At 32.6% G+C, this 17,799-nt stretch carries 16 protein-coding genes and 1 other RNA gene; 7 read left to right on the plus strand and 10 right to left on the minus strand.

What is annotated here, in order from left to right:
* Positions 1-119: 119 nt before the first annotated feature.
* Together ACMHJW_RS12900 and ssrA are read right to left on the minus strand one after the other, a co-directional pair.
* Positions 120-1,346 (minus strand): site-specific integrase, encoded by a 1,227-nt coding sequence (locus tag ACMHJW_RS12900; RefSeq protein WP_413533823.1) that lies wholly within the window; start codon positions 1,344-1,346, stop codon positions 120-122.
* Positions 1,347-1,654: 308 nt separating this feature from the next.
* Positions 1,655-2,052, minus strand: a transfer-messenger RNA (tmRNA) gene (gene ssrA, locus ACMHJW_RS12905).
* A gap of 133 nt (positions 2,053-2,185) precedes the next feature.
* Between ssrA and ACMHJW_RS12910 the strand changes: the two genes are divergently transcribed.
* Positions 2,186-3,691, plus strand: a complete 1,506-nt coding sequence (locus ACMHJW_RS12910; protein ID WP_413533824.1) for an aldehyde dehydrogenase family protein — start codon at positions 2,186-2,188, stop codon at positions 3,689-3,691.
* A gap of 33 nt (positions 3,692-3,724) precedes the next feature.
* The gene (locus tag ACMHJW_RS12915; RefSeq protein WP_413533825.1) at positions 3,725-4,096 is read left to right on the plus strand and encodes a DUF779 domain-containing protein; all 372 of its coding nucleotides are present in this window, start codon (positions 3,725-3,727) and stop codon (positions 4,094-4,096) included.
* 55 nt (positions 4,097-4,151) lie between these two features.
* Here the strand turns inward: ACMHJW_RS12915 and gltX are convergent, their stop codons facing one another.
* Complete coding sequence (gltX, locus tag ACMHJW_RS12920) at positions 4,152-5,660, minus strand: glutamate--tRNA ligase (protein ID WP_413533826.1); 1,509 nt, start codon at positions 5,658-5,660, stop codon at positions 4,152-4,154.
* A gap of 119 nt (positions 5,661-5,779) precedes the next feature.
* On the opposite strand from gltX, the gene ACMHJW_RS12925 reads away from it, so the two are divergent.
* From ACMHJW_RS12925 to ACMHJW_RS12940, 4 genes are all read left to right on the plus strand, one after another.
* Complete coding sequence (locus tag ACMHJW_RS12925; RefSeq protein WP_413533827.1) at positions 5,780-6,649, plus strand: MBL fold metallo-hydrolase; 870 nt, start codon at positions 5,780-5,782, stop codon at positions 6,647-6,649.
* 86 nt (positions 6,650-6,735) lie between these two features.
* Positions 6,736-8,397, plus strand: a complete 1,662-nt coding sequence (locus tag ACMHJW_RS12930; protein WP_413533828.1) for a stage 0 sporulation family protein — start codon at positions 6,736-6,738, stop codon at positions 8,395-8,397.
* Positions 8,381-8,842 carry a gliding motility lipoprotein GldH gene (locus ACMHJW_RS12935; RefSeq protein WP_084106949.1) on the plus strand — a complete coding sequence of 154 codons (462 nt, stop codon included), beginning with the start codon at positions 8,381-8,383 and terminating at the stop codon, positions 8,840-8,842. The genes ACMHJW_RS12930 and ACMHJW_RS12935 overlap by 17 nt, the downstream gene beginning before the upstream one ends.
* A 6-nt stretch (positions 8,843-8,848) precedes the next feature.
* A complete protein-coding gene (locus tag ACMHJW_RS12940) occupies positions 8,849-11,185 on the plus strand; it encodes a penicillin-binding protein 1A (RefSeq protein ID WP_413533829.1) in 2,337 nt (778 codons plus the stop codon).
* A gap of 53 nt (positions 11,186-11,238) precedes the next feature.
* On the opposite strand, the gene ACMHJW_RS12945 is transcribed toward ACMHJW_RS12940, so the two are convergent.
* Positions 11,239-11,466: a hypothetical protein gene (locus tag ACMHJW_RS12945; protein WP_413533830.1), complete on the minus strand. Its 228-nt coding sequence runs from the start codon at positions 11,464-11,466 to the stop codon at positions 11,239-11,241.
* A gap of 87 nt (positions 11,467-11,553) precedes the next feature.
* Between ACMHJW_RS12945 and metG the strand changes: the two genes are divergently transcribed.
* Positions 11,554-13,590, plus strand: coding sequence for a methionine--tRNA ligase (metG, locus tag ACMHJW_RS12950; protein ID WP_413533831.1), 2,037 nt, complete (start codon positions 11,554-11,556; stop codon positions 13,588-13,590).
* 67 nt (positions 13,591-13,657) lie between these two features.
* On the opposite strand, the gene ACMHJW_RS12955 is transcribed toward metG, so the two are convergent.
* The 6 genes from ACMHJW_RS12955 to ACMHJW_RS12980 all read right to left on the minus strand — a co-directional run bounded on the left by ACMHJW_RS12955 (position 13,658) and on the right by ACMHJW_RS12980 (position 17,798).
* Entirely contained in the window at positions 13,658-13,957 is a 300-nt protein-coding gene (locus ACMHJW_RS12955; RefSeq protein ID WP_413533832.1) for a hypothetical protein, read from the minus strand.
* Position 13,958: 1 nt separating this feature from the next.
* Positions 13,959-14,930: an SPFH domain-containing protein gene (locus ACMHJW_RS12960; RefSeq protein WP_413533833.1), complete on the minus strand. Its 972-nt coding sequence runs from the start codon at positions 14,928-14,930 to the stop codon at positions 13,959-13,961.
* Between the two features lie 57 nt (positions 14,931-14,987).
* On the minus strand, positions 14,988-15,314 hold the full coding sequence (locus ACMHJW_RS12965; protein ID WP_291046743.1) for an iron-sulfur cluster assembly protein: 327 nt from the start codon (positions 15,312-15,314) through the stop codon (positions 14,988-14,990).
* Between the two features lie 173 nt (positions 15,315-15,487).
* On the minus strand, positions 15,488-16,219 hold the full coding sequence (locus ACMHJW_RS12970; RefSeq protein WP_413533834.1) for a M57 family metalloprotease: 732 nt from the start codon (positions 16,217-16,219) through the stop codon (positions 15,488-15,490).
* Positions 16,150-16,569, minus strand: a complete 420-nt coding sequence (locus ACMHJW_RS12975; RefSeq protein ID WP_413533835.1) for a hypothetical protein — start codon at positions 16,567-16,569, stop codon at positions 16,150-16,152. Before ACMHJW_RS12975 ends, ACMHJW_RS12970 begins: the two co-directional genes overlap by 70 nt.
* Positions 16,570-16,640: 71 nt before the next feature.
* Complete coding sequence (locus tag ACMHJW_RS12980) at positions 16,641-17,798, minus strand: hypothetical protein (protein ID WP_413533836.1); 1,158 nt, start codon at positions 17,796-17,798, stop codon at positions 16,641-16,643.
* Position 17,799: the final 1 nt, after the last annotated feature.

Here is a 17,799-nt window from a genome sequence, read left to right on the forward strand (position 1 = left end):
AGTATACTAGTATGTTAATTAACATAAAGTTAACAATTATTTAATCATTCTAAATTAAATATTTAAAAACATATACAACACTCCATAATTGGAGCTTTAAAGTATAGTTTGTTTTATACTCACATTATGTTCTTTTTTTGAACAATGTTTTTGAGCTGCTGCATATCGTTGCTCACTTTCTGTTCGGTAATCCTTGCATAATGTTGAGTAGTTGTAATGCTGTTATGTCCTAACATTTTTGAAACTGATTCAATAGGAACACCATTAGACAAAGTAACCGTAGTAGCAAATGTATGTCGCGCACAATGGAATGTTAATTCTTTATCAATACCCGAAAGTGCTGCAATCTCTTTTAAATAAACATTCATTTTTTGATTACTGAATACAGGTAATAATTTGCCATTACTACATAAAGGATGATTCTTGTACTTTTCTATAATCTCTATTGGGATATCTAATAAAGGAATTTTTGTTGGAGTTGAGGTTTTTTGTCTGTACGTATGAATCCATAATTGTCCATCGATTCCTTTTACCATATGATTTTTGGTCAAGTTATCCACATCTACATAAGCTAATCCGGTATAGCACGAGAATATGAAAATATCACGAACTAAGTTTAATCGTTCAGCTGGATGTTCTTTTTCATAAATTTTGATGATTTCTTCTTGTGAAAGAAATATACGTTCGACCTTTTCAATCTTTACTTTATAATTGATAAAAGGGTCTTTCTGAATCCAATCATTCGCTAAACAATAATTAATAATCTTTTTGAAGTTCTTGATGTATTTAACTGTTGTATTGTTATTGCAGTTACGAACAGAGCGAAAATAGAAATCTAAATCCATAATAAATGCATGGTCTATTTTGTCTAAACGGATATCGTCTTCTTTATATTGATGCTTTAAGAAATCTTGTAAATGCTTTAAAGTTGTTTCGTAACGGAGTACAGTACCAGGTGCAAATTCTTTGTTAGCCAATTTAGCCATTTGTTCGTTGTGTAGCTTAAAGATTGGAATGAGCATACGAACTGCTTCTTCTTTTTTATGGTTTAGAAGGTTTTTGACATCATCTAACGTAAGTTGTTCATCTCGTAAACTGTATTCGATTTCGATGTTAATAATCTTCATTTTTAGGACATCAAGGTAACCATTGATTGAACTGGCTTCTTTAGAATTACCCTTGATTTTGGAATTTTTTGCATCCCAAGTTCTAGGATCGATGAATTTTTTGGTACTGAATTCCCAACGTTTTCCATTAATGGTGATTCTTACATACAACGGAGTTAAGCCTGTTTTATTGGCTTTAGCACTTCTTGGGTAAATGTGAAGTTTTAAATCTTGTTTCATTTGATCAATTTTTGATGGTTAATAAAAAATTAATTGGTTTTTTCTAAAGAATCAAGATGTTCGATATATGAATAGGTTATAAAAAAGGCTATTAATACACCCATTAAAAATGTTAAAGAAACTGTTTGTAAGCCTTATGAATAAAGGGATTTTCAATTTTAGCGAGACCCTAATTTTAGGAATTCTTTTGGGTCTCGATTTGGTCTCTCCTTAAATGTCTAAATATGTCCGTTAAAGGTATATTATGTACATAAAAAAAGCCCTATTTCTGCTGAAATAAGGCTTTTAACTGCTAAATGCTGTTAAAAAAGTGGAGCTGGCGGGATTCGAACCCGCGTCCAAACAAGCAACAAATAAGCTTTCTACATGCTTAGTTTATTCTTAATTTTCGACGATATCCTGAGAACAAACACTCTGTCAATCGCTTATCATCTAAAATCTCGAAACCTGTCCGATGCACTAAGGTTTCTATTCTTACTTTCCCGTGTCCCTGAATCAAACGCCGTAAGTCAAGGCTTTTGAGGGACATTCAGCTTCTATACCTTGTATAGACGTGGCGTATTCTTACTAAAATTCAGAATTATGCAGCTAAAGCGTACTCTTCGTTGCCAGTTAAAAAGTTGAAGTGCCTGATTAAAGTGAGTACACAACCTATCACTGCATGCTTACTTACCCATTGGCCCTGCTGTCAAAACCAGTCAGCCCCAAAATTATGGTTGTCAATAAATAATTGACGGATGCCAAATGTACAAATTTCTTTCAAATAAAATTAACTTTTTTTAAACATCTACATATTACATAAATAAGTATTTTAGTATAAATTATAAAAATTGAATATCATGGGAAACTTAATTAATGTACCTACTTTCAAAGATCATTATGATAATTACATCAATGGTGAATTTACACCTCCTATAAACGGAAAATACTTTGACGTTATAACTCCTCTTACAGGAAAAGTATTTACAAAAGCTGCTCATTCTTCTGAGGAAGATTTAGACAGAGCTGTAGATGCAGCTTACGAAGCTTTTAAAACGTGGGGGCAAACATCTCATACTGAGCGAAGCATTATTTTAAATAAAATTGCAGATCGTATGGAACAACATTTACAAGATCTTGCAGCTGTTGAAACCTATGATAATGGAAAACCAGTAAGAGAAACTTTGAATGCTGATATTCCTTTAGCAATTGATCATTTTAGATATTTTGCTTCAGTAATTCGTGCAGAAGAAGGTTCTATAAATGAATTAGATAAAGATACTGTTTCAATTATTATTCACGAACCACTTGGTGTTATTGCTCAAATTATTCCATGGAATTTCCCAATATTAATGGCTGTTTGGAAATTAGCCCCTGCTTTAGCTGCCGGAAACTGTGTTGTTTTAAAACCAGCTGAATCAACTCCTATTTCTATTCTTTATCTTTTTGAATTAATTGGAGATTTATTACCAGCTGGTGTAGTTAATATTGTCAATGGTTTCGGAGGCGAATTAGGACGCGCTTTAGTTACAAATCCTAAAGTTTCAAAAGCAGCATTTACGGGTTCTACAGCTACAGGACGTTATGTAATGCAATATGCTACAGAAAATATTATCCCTGTTACATTAGAATTAGGAGGAAAATCGCCAAATGTTTTCTTCGAATCTGTAATGGAACATGATGATGATTTCTTAGATAAAGCAGTTGAAGGTGCTGTATTATTTGCTTTAAATCAAGGTGAAATTTGTACATGTCCTTCTCGTTTATTAATTCAAGAATCTATTTATGATAAATTCATTGAACGAGTTGTTGAACGAGTAAATGCCATTAAAGTTGGAAATCCTTTAGATCCAGAAACAATGATTGGAGCACAAGCTTCTCAAGTTCAATATGATAAAATATTAAGTTATATCAAATTAGGAAAAGAAGAAGGTGCTGAGCTGTTAACAGGTGGAGATGCTAGTCACTTAGAAGGTGAATGCGAAACAGGCTATTACATTAAACCTACTTTATTCAAAGGAAATAACAAAATGAGAATTTTTCAGGAAGAAATTTTCGGACCAGTTTTAGCCGTTACAACATTTAAAGATGAAGCAGAAGCAATAGAAATCGCTAATGATACTATTTATGGTTTAGGTGCTGGTGTTTGGACACGTGATGCACATCAATTATATAAAGTTCCACGTGCAATTCAAGCTGGTCGTGTTTGGGTGAATCAATACCATAGCTATCCTGCTGGAGCGCCTTTCGGAGGTTATAAATTATCTGGTATTGGACGTGAAAACCACAAAATGATGTTAGAACATTACCGTCAAGCTAAAAATATGTTGGTTTCTTACAGCAAAAAGAAATTAGGATTTTTCTAGACAAAACAGTCAAATCATCAAAAAAATAACAGAATGAAAAGAGTTGATGCCACTGAAAAAGCAATAAATCTTCTTCAACAATTAAAAGAAAAACATGGCGATCTAATGCTCTATCAAGCGGGAGGATGTTGTGAAGGTACTCAACCACAATGTTTCCGAAAAGGAGAGTTTTATCTTCGCTACAAAGATGTTTGTATTGGCGAAATAGATGGTGTTGAATTTTGGGTGGATAAAGATTTGTTCGAATACTGGAAACATGCTCATTTCGAATTGGATGTTATTGATGCTATTGGTGCTGGAGGTTTTTCGTTAGAAGTTCCGCTTGGGAAAACATTTAAAATCAATTATCGAATATTTTCTCAAGATGAACTGAATCAATTAGACGAAGTTAAAATCAATTTATAAAAAGAAAGCCATTTGCATTGCAAATGGCTTTTATAGTTTAAATACTCGAATAATTTTATCCTAAAACTTCAATCGCTTTATTGATACGTGCAATTGTTTCCTCTTTACCTAAAGTTGACATAATTACAGGAACATCTGGACCTTGTAATGCACCAACTAAACTAAGACGTAAAGGCATTCCGATTTTACCGAAACCTATTTCTTGTGCTGCAACAAAATCTGCCATTGTATCATGTAAAACTTCCGAAGTAAATTCTGATGAATTTAAAACTTCAATAAATTTCCCTAAAATATCTTTTGAATCGTCTTTCCAAGCCTTTTTAGCTGCTTTTTCATCATAAGAAGAAGGAGCAATATAAAAGAATTTACCTTGTTCAAAAATATCTTTCACAAAATTTGCTCTTTCTTTTAGTAACTCAATCACTTTTGTATCTAAAGAAGGATTAGCTTCAATTCCATTTTCTTTCAAAACTTCTTCAAAAGATGGTAATAATTCTTCAACAGATTTTTGTTGCAAATATTGATGATTGAACCATATTGCTTTCTCTGGAGAAAAACGTGCACCTGATTTTGAAACTTTTTCTAATGAAAATAATTGAATCAATTCTTCCATTGTAAAAATTTCTTGCTCAGTTCCTGAATTCCATCCTAATAAAGCTAACATATTAAGTACTGCATCAGGAAAATAACCTTCTTGTTTATATCCTTTTGCAACACCTTCTTCTGTTTTCCATTCCATTGGGAAAACTGGGAATCCATGTTTATCTCCATCACGTTTACTCAATTTTCCTTTACCTTCTGGTTTCAAAATCAATGGTAAATGTGCAAAACGAGGTGCTTCCCAACCAAATGCATCATACAACAATTCGTGTAATGCCATTGATGGTAACCATTCTTCTCCACGAATAACATGCGATATTCCCATTAAATGATCATCTACGATATTTGCTAAATGATAAGTTGGCATTCCATCAGATTTAAACAATACTTTATCATCTAAAGTAGACGCATCTATTGAAATTTTACCACGAATCATATCATCTAACAAAACTGTACGAGTTTCATCAATTTTAAAACGAATAACGTAAGGTGTTTCATTTTCAATTAAAGCTTTTGTATCAGCTTCTGTCATTGATAATGAATTTTTCAATTTTCCTCTTGTCGACCAATTATAGATAAAAGTTTCTTTATTCTCTTCTGCTTTTGCTCGCGCTTCATCTAATTCTTCAGCTGTATCAAAAGCATAATAAGCTTTTCCGTTTGCTAATAATTCGTTTACATATTCTTTGTAAATCTCTTTACGTTCAGATTGACGATATGGCCCTAAATCTCCGCCAAAACCAACACCTTCATCTGGTGTTAAACCTAACCATTTCAACGAATCGATAATATATTGTTCAGCACCTTCCACATAACGTGTTTGGTCTGTATCTTCAATTCTCAATAAGAATTTTCCGTTATTATGTTTTGCGAAAAGATAATTGTATAACGCTGTACGTACTCCTCCAATGTGTAATGCACCAGTTGGACTAGGCGCAAATCTTACACGAACTTCTTTTGCCATTGTAATCAAATTTTTTGCAAATTTAAGTTGTTCAAATCTATAATAGATATTTATTTTAATAATATTCTATTTTTTTATCTTCGTTAAATCAATAAGATAATTTTTAGAAATCACAAAAAATGAAATTATACACAATAGAAACTGGAAATTTTAAATTAGATGGCGGCGCAATGTTTGGAATTGTCCCAAAATCGATTTGGAATAAAACAAATCCCTCAGATGCTCGCAATTTAATCGATTTATCAATGCGCTGTTTATTAATTGAAGATGGTGATCGATTAATTTTGATTGATACAGGAATAGGAACAAAACAAGATGCTAAATTCTTCGGATTCTATTATTTATGGGGAGATTTTTCATTAGATAATTCATTAGCAAAACACGGATTTCATCGCGATGATATTACAGATGTTTTCTTAACTCATTTACATTTTGATCATTGTGGAGGAGCTATTCAGTATAATAAAGAAAAAGATTATTTAGAAGCAGCTTTTAAAAATGCTAAATTTTGGTCAAATGCAAATCATTGGGATTGGGCAGTACATCCAAATCCACGCGAAAAAGCTTCTTTTTTGAAAGAAAATATTTTACCAATACAAGAAAGTGGCCAACTAAATTTTATTGATTTACCTCAAAATGGCTCTATTTTAGAAAATTCTCCGCTTGGTTTTGATATACTTTTTGTTGATGGACATACCGAAAAACAAATGTTACCAATTATTACATACAAAGGAAAAAAAATAGTGTACATCGCAGATTTAATCCCAACCGTAGGACATATTCCACTAATTTATGTAATTGGGTTTGACACACGACCTTTAATAACAGTTGAAGAAAAAGGAACGTTTCTACAAAAAGCTGTCGAAAATGAATATATTTTGTTTTTTGAACACGATCATGTTAACGAATTGGCTACGTTAAAATTAACAGAAAAAGGAGTTCGATTAGATCAAACCTATTCATTTTCAGAAGTTTTCGATTCTATTTAGAATCAATTTTATAAGCGAAATGATTTCACAATTTCAGAAAAATATTTTCATACCTTTGTGTTGTCATTAAAAAAAATTATAGAAGCATGGGATGTGGATCTTGTGGAACTTCTAATGGCCTTCCGAAAGGATGTAACAATAATGGTGCTTGTGGCACTGATGGTTGTGGAAAATTATCAGTTTTTGATTGGTTATCGAACATGCAACTTCCAAATGGACAAGAAAAGTTCAATTTTGTAGAAGTTCGATTTAAAAACGATCGAAAGTTTTATTATAAAAACGAAAACAACATATCTCTAAATATAGGTGATGTAATCGCTGTTGAAGGAACGCCCGGTCATGATATCGGGGTTGTTACACTTACGGGTGAGCTTGTTAGAATCCAAATGAAAAAAAAGAATCTTTCGTGGACTGCGGAAGATGTCAAAAAGGTATATCGCAAAGCGAACCAAAAAGATATCGAAACTTGGATAGAGTTTCGTGATAGAGAAAAACAAACAATGGTAGATTCTCGAATTATGGCTAAAAACCTTAATTTAGAAATGAAAATTTGTGATGTTGAGTATCAAGGAGATGGAGCGAAAGTTACATTTTATTATACAGCAGAAGGACGTGTCGATTTCCGTCAATTAATCAAAGAATACGCAGGTAAATTTGGCGTAAGAATTGAAATGAAACAAATTGGATATCGTCAAGAAGCTGCAAAAGTTGGAGGAATCGGATCTTGTGGACGCGAATTATGTTGCTCTACATGGTTAACAGATTTCCGCTCTGTGAGCACGGCTGCTGCACGTTATCAACAATTGTCAATTAACTCTCAAAAGTTAGCAGGACAATGTGGTAAATTAAAATGTTGTTTGAATTTTGAATTAGATTCATATTTAGATGCATTAAACAGTTTTCCATCAATGGAAAGCCGTTTCGAAACTGAAAAAGGTTGGGCACATTGTGTTAAAATAGATGTGTTCAAAAAAGAAATGTGGTTTGCTTACGACAAAGGAGGAATTGTTTGGTATAAATTCTCGGTAGACGACATTCAAGAATTTTTAGCAATCACTGCAAAAGGTCAAAAAACCGAACCTTTAGAAGATTTAGCTAAAAATGTAGAAGAATCAAAACCAGATTTTAAAGATGTAATCGGAGAAGATTCTTTGGAACGTTTTGAGCGCAAAGAAAAGCAAAACAAAAAACGTAAAAGAATTAAGAATAATCAAAATTCTGGAAACGAAAAAGTTGCGGCAAATGCGAATAATCAAAAACCTCAAAAGGCAAAACCAAAACAGCCAAATGAGCGTAAAGATCAAGCAAATCGCCCTGAAAATAAACAAGGAAAGAATCCAAATCAGTCTAAAAAGAATAATCAAAATAGACCAAACAAAAATTCGAATCCTAATCAGAATCAGCAACCAAATCAGCCAAAAGAGAAGCAACAGCCAATTCAAGCGAAAAAGCAAGAAGCTCAACCAAATACTGATCAGCAAAAGCCGCAAGGAAATACTCGCAATCGTAATCAACAAAAACGAAAACCGAATAATCCAAACAATAATAGCCAACAAAATAATCAGGCTAATCAGTTAAATCAACAACCTAAAAAACAACCTCAGCAAAATAATCAAACCGCTGAGCAAAAACTGAAAGTTAAGGAAGAGAATCAACCAAATAATTCTCAACCAAATCCAAATAAATCGAAAAATCGAAATAAAAAAAGATTTAATCGTGGACCAAAACCAGATGATACGCAACAGTAGTTTGCTTTTTATTTTAGTCTTTTTATTGTTTAGTTGCGAGGCTAAACATTATTATCAAGACACAAAAGATGTAAAAGACGAATGGAAAAGTAATCAACCTCAAACCTTTACGTTTGATGTTAAAGATCCTAAACCTTCGGCAGTTAACATTGGATTTGTGTTAAGAAATAATACGTCATATGAATATAGTAACTTATATTTGTTCACGAAATTCATCGATCCTAAAGGAAATGAAATGATTGATACTTTACAGTATTACATTGCAAATCCTGATGGAAGTTGGATTGGTAAAGGAATGACAACAAAAGAAATGATGTTGGTTTATCGCGAAAATTTACCAATAAAAGACTCTGGTCGCTATCAACTAAAAGTTTGGCAAGGTATGCGAACAAAGAATTTGAAAGGAATCGAAGACATTAGTTTGATTGTTGATAAAGCTGAATAATACAGAATGGAAAACAATAAAAATCCTAAAACAAGCAAAACTTCTAAAGCAAAAAAGAAGTTTAATAGCTTTTCATTAGCCAAAAAAATAATCGTAACCATTTGGGTACTATTTTTTGGTGCAGTATTAGGCCTTTTCGGAATCTTTTGGGCAACATCTAACGGCTGGTTAGGTGAAATTCCCAATGTACGTGATTTAGAAAATCCTGATATTTATGTATCATCAGAAATTATTTCTTCTGATGGCGTTTTGTTAGATCGTTTCGAAGCAGAACGTAGAACACCAGTTGATTACAAAGATTTACCTCCTTATTTGGTGGATGCATTGTTATCAAAAGAAGACGTTCGTTTCTTCGACCATTCTGGTGTAGACGTTAAAGCGGCTGCTCGTGCAATTACTTCTGGAGGAGAATCTGGTGGTGGATCTACAATTACACAACAGTTAGCTAAACAGTTGTATACAAAAGATCCTTCTTCGAATAAAGTAAAACGTGTTATACAGAAATTAAAAGAATGGGTTACTTCTGTGCAATTAGAAAAATTGTACACAAAAGAAGAAATTATTGCAATGTACTTCAATAAGTTCGACTTTATCTACGGGGCAAAAGGAATTGAATCTGCTTCTAAAGTTTATTTCAATAAAACAACAAAAGAATTGAATTTAGATGAAGCCGCAACATTAGTTTCGATGTTCCAAAATCCTGTTGCTTATAATCCTGTAAAATATCCAGAAGTTTCTAAAAAGCAAAGAAATCTTGTCTTAAAGCAAATGATGAAATACAACAAAATTTCTCAAGCTGAAGGAGAAGCTGCTCAAAATGCACCATTGGTTACAGATAAGCAAGATATTATGAAACATGATGAATCACATTCAGCATATTTCAAATCTGCTTTGAGAAAGGAAATTCAACAATGGATGGTTGATTATGAAAAAGAAACAGGAAAATCTTATAATCTTGAAAAAGATGGACTTAAAATCTATGTTACGTTAGATTCTAGAATGCAAGCGCTAGCTGAAGAAGCAGTAAAAAAACAATTAAAAGTTTTACAAGATCAATTCTTTGGAGAACAACGTGGACGTAGTTTAGCTCCTTTTTATAATGTTTCGGCAGCTAAAAGAACTCAAATCTTTAAACAAGCTATGGCTCGTACTGATTTGTACAAAAAGATGAAAGCTGAAGGAAAATCTGAAGCTGAAATCGAAACTGTTTTCAATACTCCCCGCGACTCTGTTCAATTCTTTACATGGAATGGAGTTCAGTACAAAAAAGGAAAAACTTTGATGGATTCTATCGAATACCACAAACATATTTTACAAGCTGGTTTGATGTCTATGGATCCAAAAGATGGAACAATCAAAGCTTGGGTTGGAGGAATTGATTGGGATTATTTCAAATTTGACCACGTAAAACAAGCACGTCGTCAAGTTGGTTCAACATTCAAACCGTTCGTTTATGCAACAGCGATTAATCAATTAGGTTTAACACCTTGTCATACGGTTTCTAACGAGAGAATCCCAGGAAATTGGTCTCCTCGTAACGCAAATGGTAAATATGGCGGATCTCAAGATTTAAGAACTGCATTAGCATATTCAACAAATATTGTAGCAGCCAGATTAATCATGCAAACAGGAACAGAACCTGTTATTCAAATGGCTCGTGACCTTGGTGTTGAATCTCCTATCGTAAAAGATCCAACAATTGCATTAGGTTCTGCCGATTTATCTTTATATGAAATGGTTGGTGCTATGAGTGCTTTTGCAAATGGTGGTATTTATATCAAACCTCAATTAATTTTGAGAATAGAAGATAAACAAGGAAAAGTTATTAAAGACTATACCCCAAAAACACGTGAAGTTGTAAACGAAAATGTAGCGTATACGATGATAGACCTTATGAAAGGTGTTGTAGATAGAGGTTCTGGAGCACGATTGAGAAATCGTTATGGTATAAATGCTGAAATTGCAGGTAAAACAGGAACAACGAATGAAAACTCTGATGGTTGGTTTATGGGATTAACACCAAACTTAGTCACAGGAGTTTGGGTTGGTGCAGAAGACCGATTTGCTCACTTTGCGAGCACAGCTACTGGACAAGGAGCAAATACAGCTTTACCTATTTGGGCATACTATATGCAAGGAGTATATAAACAAGGTGGAAAATTTGGTGTAACTCCTGGAGATAAATTCGAAAAACCAAAAGACATCGAAAAACATTGGGATTGTTCGAATACATACGGATTTCATAATTATAATGAAATGTATGATCCAGGTCCAATTATCGAAGGAAGTGGTAGTGAAAGCGTAGGCGAAAACTATGAAGTTCCAGATGAAGATGGTCAATAACTAATTGATATAAACAAATAGCCACTCAATATTGAGTGGCTATTTTATTTTATTTAGATTTCTTCGTTTTCTTTCTCTTCATCATAATCAAACTGATTGTTGTATGCTTCGCGCTCTTGCGCTAATTTCTTTTCACGTTGTTTTTTCTTAAAATCTCTAATCGTCATATACGTTAACAACACAACAAGCCCTGCAACCAAAAAATAATTAGCATACGTAAATAAATTCGTAATTGTATCAGTTACCACTTCATCTGGGGTTACAGTTGCTTTTTCTTCCATAGTATAGTTTTACCTTATAAAATTAGAAAAAGGTTTTAACAAAACAAACAACAAATCGTATCTTTGTCACTTATAGATTTTAAGTAAATGAGTCAACCAAAAAGATATACAATTACAGCAGCTTTACCTTATGCTAATGGACCTTTACATATTGGTCACATGGCTGGTGTTTATGTACCTTCTGATATTTATGCACGTTTTTTGAGAAGAAAAGGAAAAGATGTCGCATTCATTGGAGGATCGGACGAACATGGTATTCCAATCACTATTCGTGCTAAAAAAGAAGGTGTTACACCACAAGATATTGTTGATCGTTATCACGAAAACATCAAAAATACATTAGCTAATTTTGGGGTTACTTTCGATATTTATTCTCGTACAACATCTGAGAAACACAAAGAAGTTGCACAAGATTTCTTTAAAAATTTGTATGATAACAACAAGTTTACAGAAGATGTTACAGAACAATTTTACGACGAAGAAGCGCACGAATTTTTAGCAGATCGATATATCCGTGGTGAATGTCCGAAATGTGGAAATCCTGATGCTTATGGTGATCAATGTGAAAAATGTGGTTCTACATTAAGTCCAGAAGAATTAATCAATCCACGTTCAGCTTTATCTGGAAATACACCAATCAAAAAAGAAACAAAAAACTGGTATTTACCGTTAGATCAATACCAAGATTTCTTATCAAAATGGATATTAGAAGGTCATAAAAATGATTGGAAATCGAGCGTATATGGTCAAGTAAAATCTTGGTTAGACGATGGTTTAAAACCTCGTGCAATGACACGCGATTTAAACTGGGGAATTCCTGTTCCTGTAGAAGGAGCTGAAGGAAAAGTAATGTATGTTTGGTTTGATGCGCCGATTGGTTATATTTCTTTCACACAAGAATGGGCTGAACAAAATGGAAAAAATTGGAAAGATTATTGGCAAAACGAAGAAACAAAGTTGGTTCATTTCATCGGAAAAGACAATATTGTTTTTCACTGTATTATTTTCCCAACCATGATGAAAGCTCACGGCGATTACATTATGCCAGATAATGTTCCTGCAAATGAATTCTTAAATTTAGAAGATGATAAAATCTCAACTTCTCGTAATTGGGCTGTTTGGGCGCACGAATATTTAGAAGATTTCCCAGGTCAACAAGATACATTACGTTATGTTTTAACGGCAAATATGCCAGAAAATAAAGACAATAACTTTACTTGGAAAGATTTTCAGACAAAAAATAATTCTGAATTAGTTGGTATTTTAGGAAACTTCATCAATCGTGTAATGGTTCTTTCTCACAAATATTACGAAGGAATTGTTCCTAAAAAAACAATTGAATTTGAAGAATTAACTGAAATCAAATATTTTGCAAAACGCATTGGCGATCATTTAGAAAAATATGAATTCCGTGCTGCATTAACAGAATATATGAATTTAGCTCGTCTTGGAAATCAATTTTTACAAGCACAAGAACCTTGGAAAAAAGGAGATGATCCAGAAGCTGTAAAAGGAATTATGTATGCTGCAACACAAATTGCTGCTGCATTGGCACAATTGGGAGAACCTTTTATCCCTTTCGCTTCAGAAAAAATGTTAACAATGATGAACTTAGAAAAAATGAGTTGGGATGATTTAGAATCAACTGACGAATTTGTAGCAACAGGACATCAATTAGGTCAATCTGAATTGATTTTTGGAAAAATCGAAGATGAAGCTATCGAAGCACAAATCAATAAATTAAACGAAAGTAAAGTCAAAAATAATATGACAAATCCAAACGCAGAACCTCAAAAAGAATTGATTTCTTTTGATGATTTCCAAAAAATGGATATCCGTATCGGAACTATTTTAGAAGCGAAAAAAGTGGAAAAAGCAGATAAATTATTCGAACTAAAAGTTGATACAGGAATGGACGTTCGTACGATTGTTTCTGGTATTGCAGAACATTTTACGTTAGAAGAAATCGTAGGAAAACAAGCGATGGTATTAGCAAATTTAGCACCTCGTAAAATTCGTGGAATAGAATCAAATGGTATGTTATTATTCGCCGATAAAGCAGACGGAAAATTAACATTTGTAAATCCAGAAGAAGAAACGCCAAACGGTGTTCAAGTTGGATAGACTTAGACTTTAAATATAAGTATTGAGATATTAGAAAGCCACTTCGATGAAGTGGCTTTTTTTCTATTTATCCTTCCTTTTTCCATTCTTTTGTTAAAGAATTATAAACATTAGATTCTCCAATACCCAATCCATACCAAATAATATAAGTTGAATCATTTTCCTTTTGATAAAAAGCTGGGCTATCCATTTCTTCTAATATTCCTATTTCAGAAACATTATCAGGAATTCTATTATTAATTTTACGAAAGAATTCAACTTTTTCAATTAATTCCTCTGCATATTGTTGTTCATCACTTTTAAAATTACAACTAGTAATTCCAATTAAAAATGACAATATAAAAATAAGTATAGTACTAACCTTCACTTTAAGGATGTTCTGGGAAAGTAAACGAATCTCCTTGATTTGGTTTATTCTTTCTCTGCGTTGATGAATCTTCTTTTTTAATTTGATGTTCGTTTAATTGATGCGCTGCAGTAAATGATGTTACCATTGTATTCAACATTTCCGAAGCTGCAGTTGGTGAGTTTGGTAACAAAACTAGTTTGCTTCCAGATTTCTCTCCAATTGCTTGTAAGGTATCATAATGTTGTGTCACCACAATTAATGCAGATGCTTCTTGTGAAGTAATTCCTGCTCCATTTAATACATCAACCGATTCCAATAAACCTTTTGCTATTTCGCGACGTTGATCTGCAATACCTTGACCTTGCAAACGTTTCGATTCTGCTTCTGCTCTTGCTTTTTCAACAATCAAAATACGAGCTGCATCACCTTCATATTGTGCTGCTAATTTTTCACGTTCGGCAGCATTTATACGATTCATTGCATGTTTTACTTGCTCATCTGGATCGATATCCGTAACCAATGTTTTCACAATTTCGTATCCGTACGAATTCATTGCTTCTTGTAATTCACTTTTTACGGCAACTGCAATATCATCTTTTTTCTCAAAAACATCATCCAAACGAAGTTTTGGAACCTCAGCTCGAACAACATCAAAAACGAAAGAAGTAATTTGTGTATAAGGATTATCAAGTTTATAGAATGCATCATAAACTTGTGTTTTGATGACTTGATATTGGACAGAAACTTTTAAGCGAACAAATACATCATCTTTTGTCTTCGTTTCGACAACAACATCTAATTGTTGTATTTTAAGTGACATTTTTCCTGCTATTCTGTCCACCATCGGAATTTTGAATTGTAATCCTGGATTACGAATACTATTGAATTTTCCGAAACGCTCGATTACAACTGCAGTTTGTTGTTTTACTGTAAATACGAATAAAAAAAGGAAAATAATTCCAAGAAATATAATTATTCCTAAATATCCCATAAGTTTTAGTGTTTTGAATTTGTTGGATTAAGATACAAAAAAAATAGGAATGTTAAATTATAACATTCCTAATTCGAATTTTGCTTCTTCACTCATCATATCTCTATCCCAAGGAGGATCGAATGTGATTTCTACATAACATTTAGTTACATATTCTATTTCTTCTACACGTTGTTCTACCTCTAATGGTAAACTTTCTGCAACAGGACAGTTTGGTGATGTAAGTGTCATTGTTACTTTTACTTCTCCATCTGCATTTACCTGAGCATCGTATACTAATCCTAATTCGTATATATCAACAGGAATCTCTGGATCAAAAACTGTTTTGAATTTTTCAACCAGTTTTTCTCCAATCGAATCTAATTGTTCTTCTGTTAATGCCATTGTTTCAATTCTTAATAGTACAAATGTACGAATAGTTTATTTTACGTGGAATTTTTCTAAATAACTATTTTTAATGATTTAAAATAAAATAGTTATACTAAACGAAAATCGCTTCTTTGGAGAACCCAAAAAAGCGATTTACAAACACGAAGAACTTTTTTATAAGAAAAAGTTTAATCATCATAAGATGTATTAATACAATTATTAAGTTTTACTTTAAATTTCTTAATACAACCGTTATTTGTATAGATCAAATTTCCTTCTACGGAAGTCCAATCCGTTCCTATTAAATTTTGATTAATTCCAAATTTAGCTGATTGGTAGTTCTTAATAACAACAATATTTGGATTATCTGTTGTCCATACACCTAAATCGTCATTAAAGTTACCCATTATAACTGCATTATATAAAGCTGATTGTTGATAATTTCCTATAGCACATTCTTCTTTTTCAGTAACTATTTTAAATTTACATCCAACATCTGAATATAAATATTTTACAGAAAAAATATCCCAGTTCGAGAAGCCTTTCCATGAATTTAACGCAGTCCCTCCATTCATAACCGAGTTAGAATCTGAAGTTGGTGATCCTGGAATTTGATTAGCTCCCACAGAGCCTGATCCTTCTCCTAATGAATACCAATTAGTATGTCTAAATCCTATACAATGTCCTAATTCATGAACTAAATTATATGTTTTTTGACTTTCTAACACCTGATAATTATTGTTAAAATCTGTATTAACTAAAATTTCATTATATGCTTTTCCTGTATTTGTAGGGAATCCTGCAGCTGCAATTGTAGAATTTGGTAAAATACCACCATCACTTTTAACAACTATATCATAGTCTGAAAACCAGTTGGATCTAAAATAAATGTTACCCCACTTCCAGAGATATTTGACCAATGACTAATAGCATTACTTAAAGCTGTATACCAACCTGTCAGAGACTTATCTAATTTTACTCTAATAACTCTATTATCACCTGAACTTACTAAGTTGTGTGTGTTCGCTTGTTTTGCATTTATTTTTTTATAATCTTCTATATTTTTGGAAAACAAAATATCATCTTCAACAAGATAATAGTCTTTTAATTCTTTAATATCATCTAAGTTATGACCCTGTTCTATAATTTGATTGACAACATCATTAATCTCTAATTTTTCTTGAGAATTATCGTTTATTAGAGAGTCTTCGTCAGAACAACTATTTGTAATAAAAATAGTCATCAAAAAAAGAGTAAATATTTTTTTCATAAATAGTTTTTTTTAAAAGTTGATTATACAAAATGAGATTCTCTAAAATTTAGAGAATCTCATTTTAATTTTTATTTTAATCCAGTCCAAGCAGCCCATGTTGGGATAGCAGCTCCAGCACCTGCCCCTGTTACATTAGTTCCTAATTTGAAACCTGCTGGTAAATTAGATTCTGATGTTACATTAGATATTTTTACATTAGTTAATGGATTAGCTGTAAAATAAGCTTGAGATTCTGCTCCATTAAAGTTAATTCCTAAACCAGATCCACTAACAGCTCCTTTGAAATTCTCTATATATAAATTATCAATTGTTCCTTTTGTACCACGTCTTAACATCACACCTGCTTCACTTGTTACAGTTGCAAGATTACGTCCAATTAAAGTAACATTTTTAAGTGTTGGATTGGATATTGGTGCTAAAGTTGGATTAGTTGTGTTATTATCTGCCTCAATTCCACGGCTATCAGATGAAAAAGCTGTTGCAGTAGATTGATTAGCATATAAATTAGTTACCTTTCCATTCCATCCTTCAGTCCAATCAAATGAATCATCTTGGTTACCAATTGAGATTAAATTTTCAGCATTTACTGATCCTCCAAACCATTCAAATCCATCATCAGCCCCTTGGTAAGTTAAGATATTGTTTACAGTAGTACCATTTCCTACTGCATAGAAAGTCATTCCATTATACTCTGCATCTGGATTGATTAATGCTCCTGCATACTCAATTTTTATGTATGAATAAACTCCTGAATTATCTGCAGGATTATCTCCTCCATAAGTTAATCCAGTTACCTCAGCTTGTACATTTTTACCTAGGTTAGTAATTGCATTTCCACAAATAACAATTCCTCCCCAATCACCAGCTTGTGGATTTGATTTTCCAGAAGTCATAACAATTGGTTTTGCAGCTGTACCTTGAGCGTTGATTTTACCTCCTTGTTTAACAGCTAAATATGATGCTACTTTAGCATCTGAACCTGCATAACTTATTAATTTCGTTCCTGCTGGAATAGTTAATGTAACTCCCTTGTCTACAATAACTCCTTCTTTAATAGTATATACAGTATTTGCATTTAAAGTTCTATCTGCAGTAATAGTTCCTGAAAGAACTTCTTCTTTATTTGGTTCAATTCCTCCTCCATCACTGTTGTCATCATTATTAGAACAACTTGTTAAATATGTTAACGAAAGAATAGCTGTTAAGCTTAAGATTAATTTTTTCATT

Source organism: Empedobacter brevis (assembly GCF_965118635.1).
GTDB classification, from domain to species: Bacteria; Bacteroidota; Bacteroidia; order Flavobacteriales; family Weeksellaceae; genus Empedobacter; species Empedobacter brevis_A.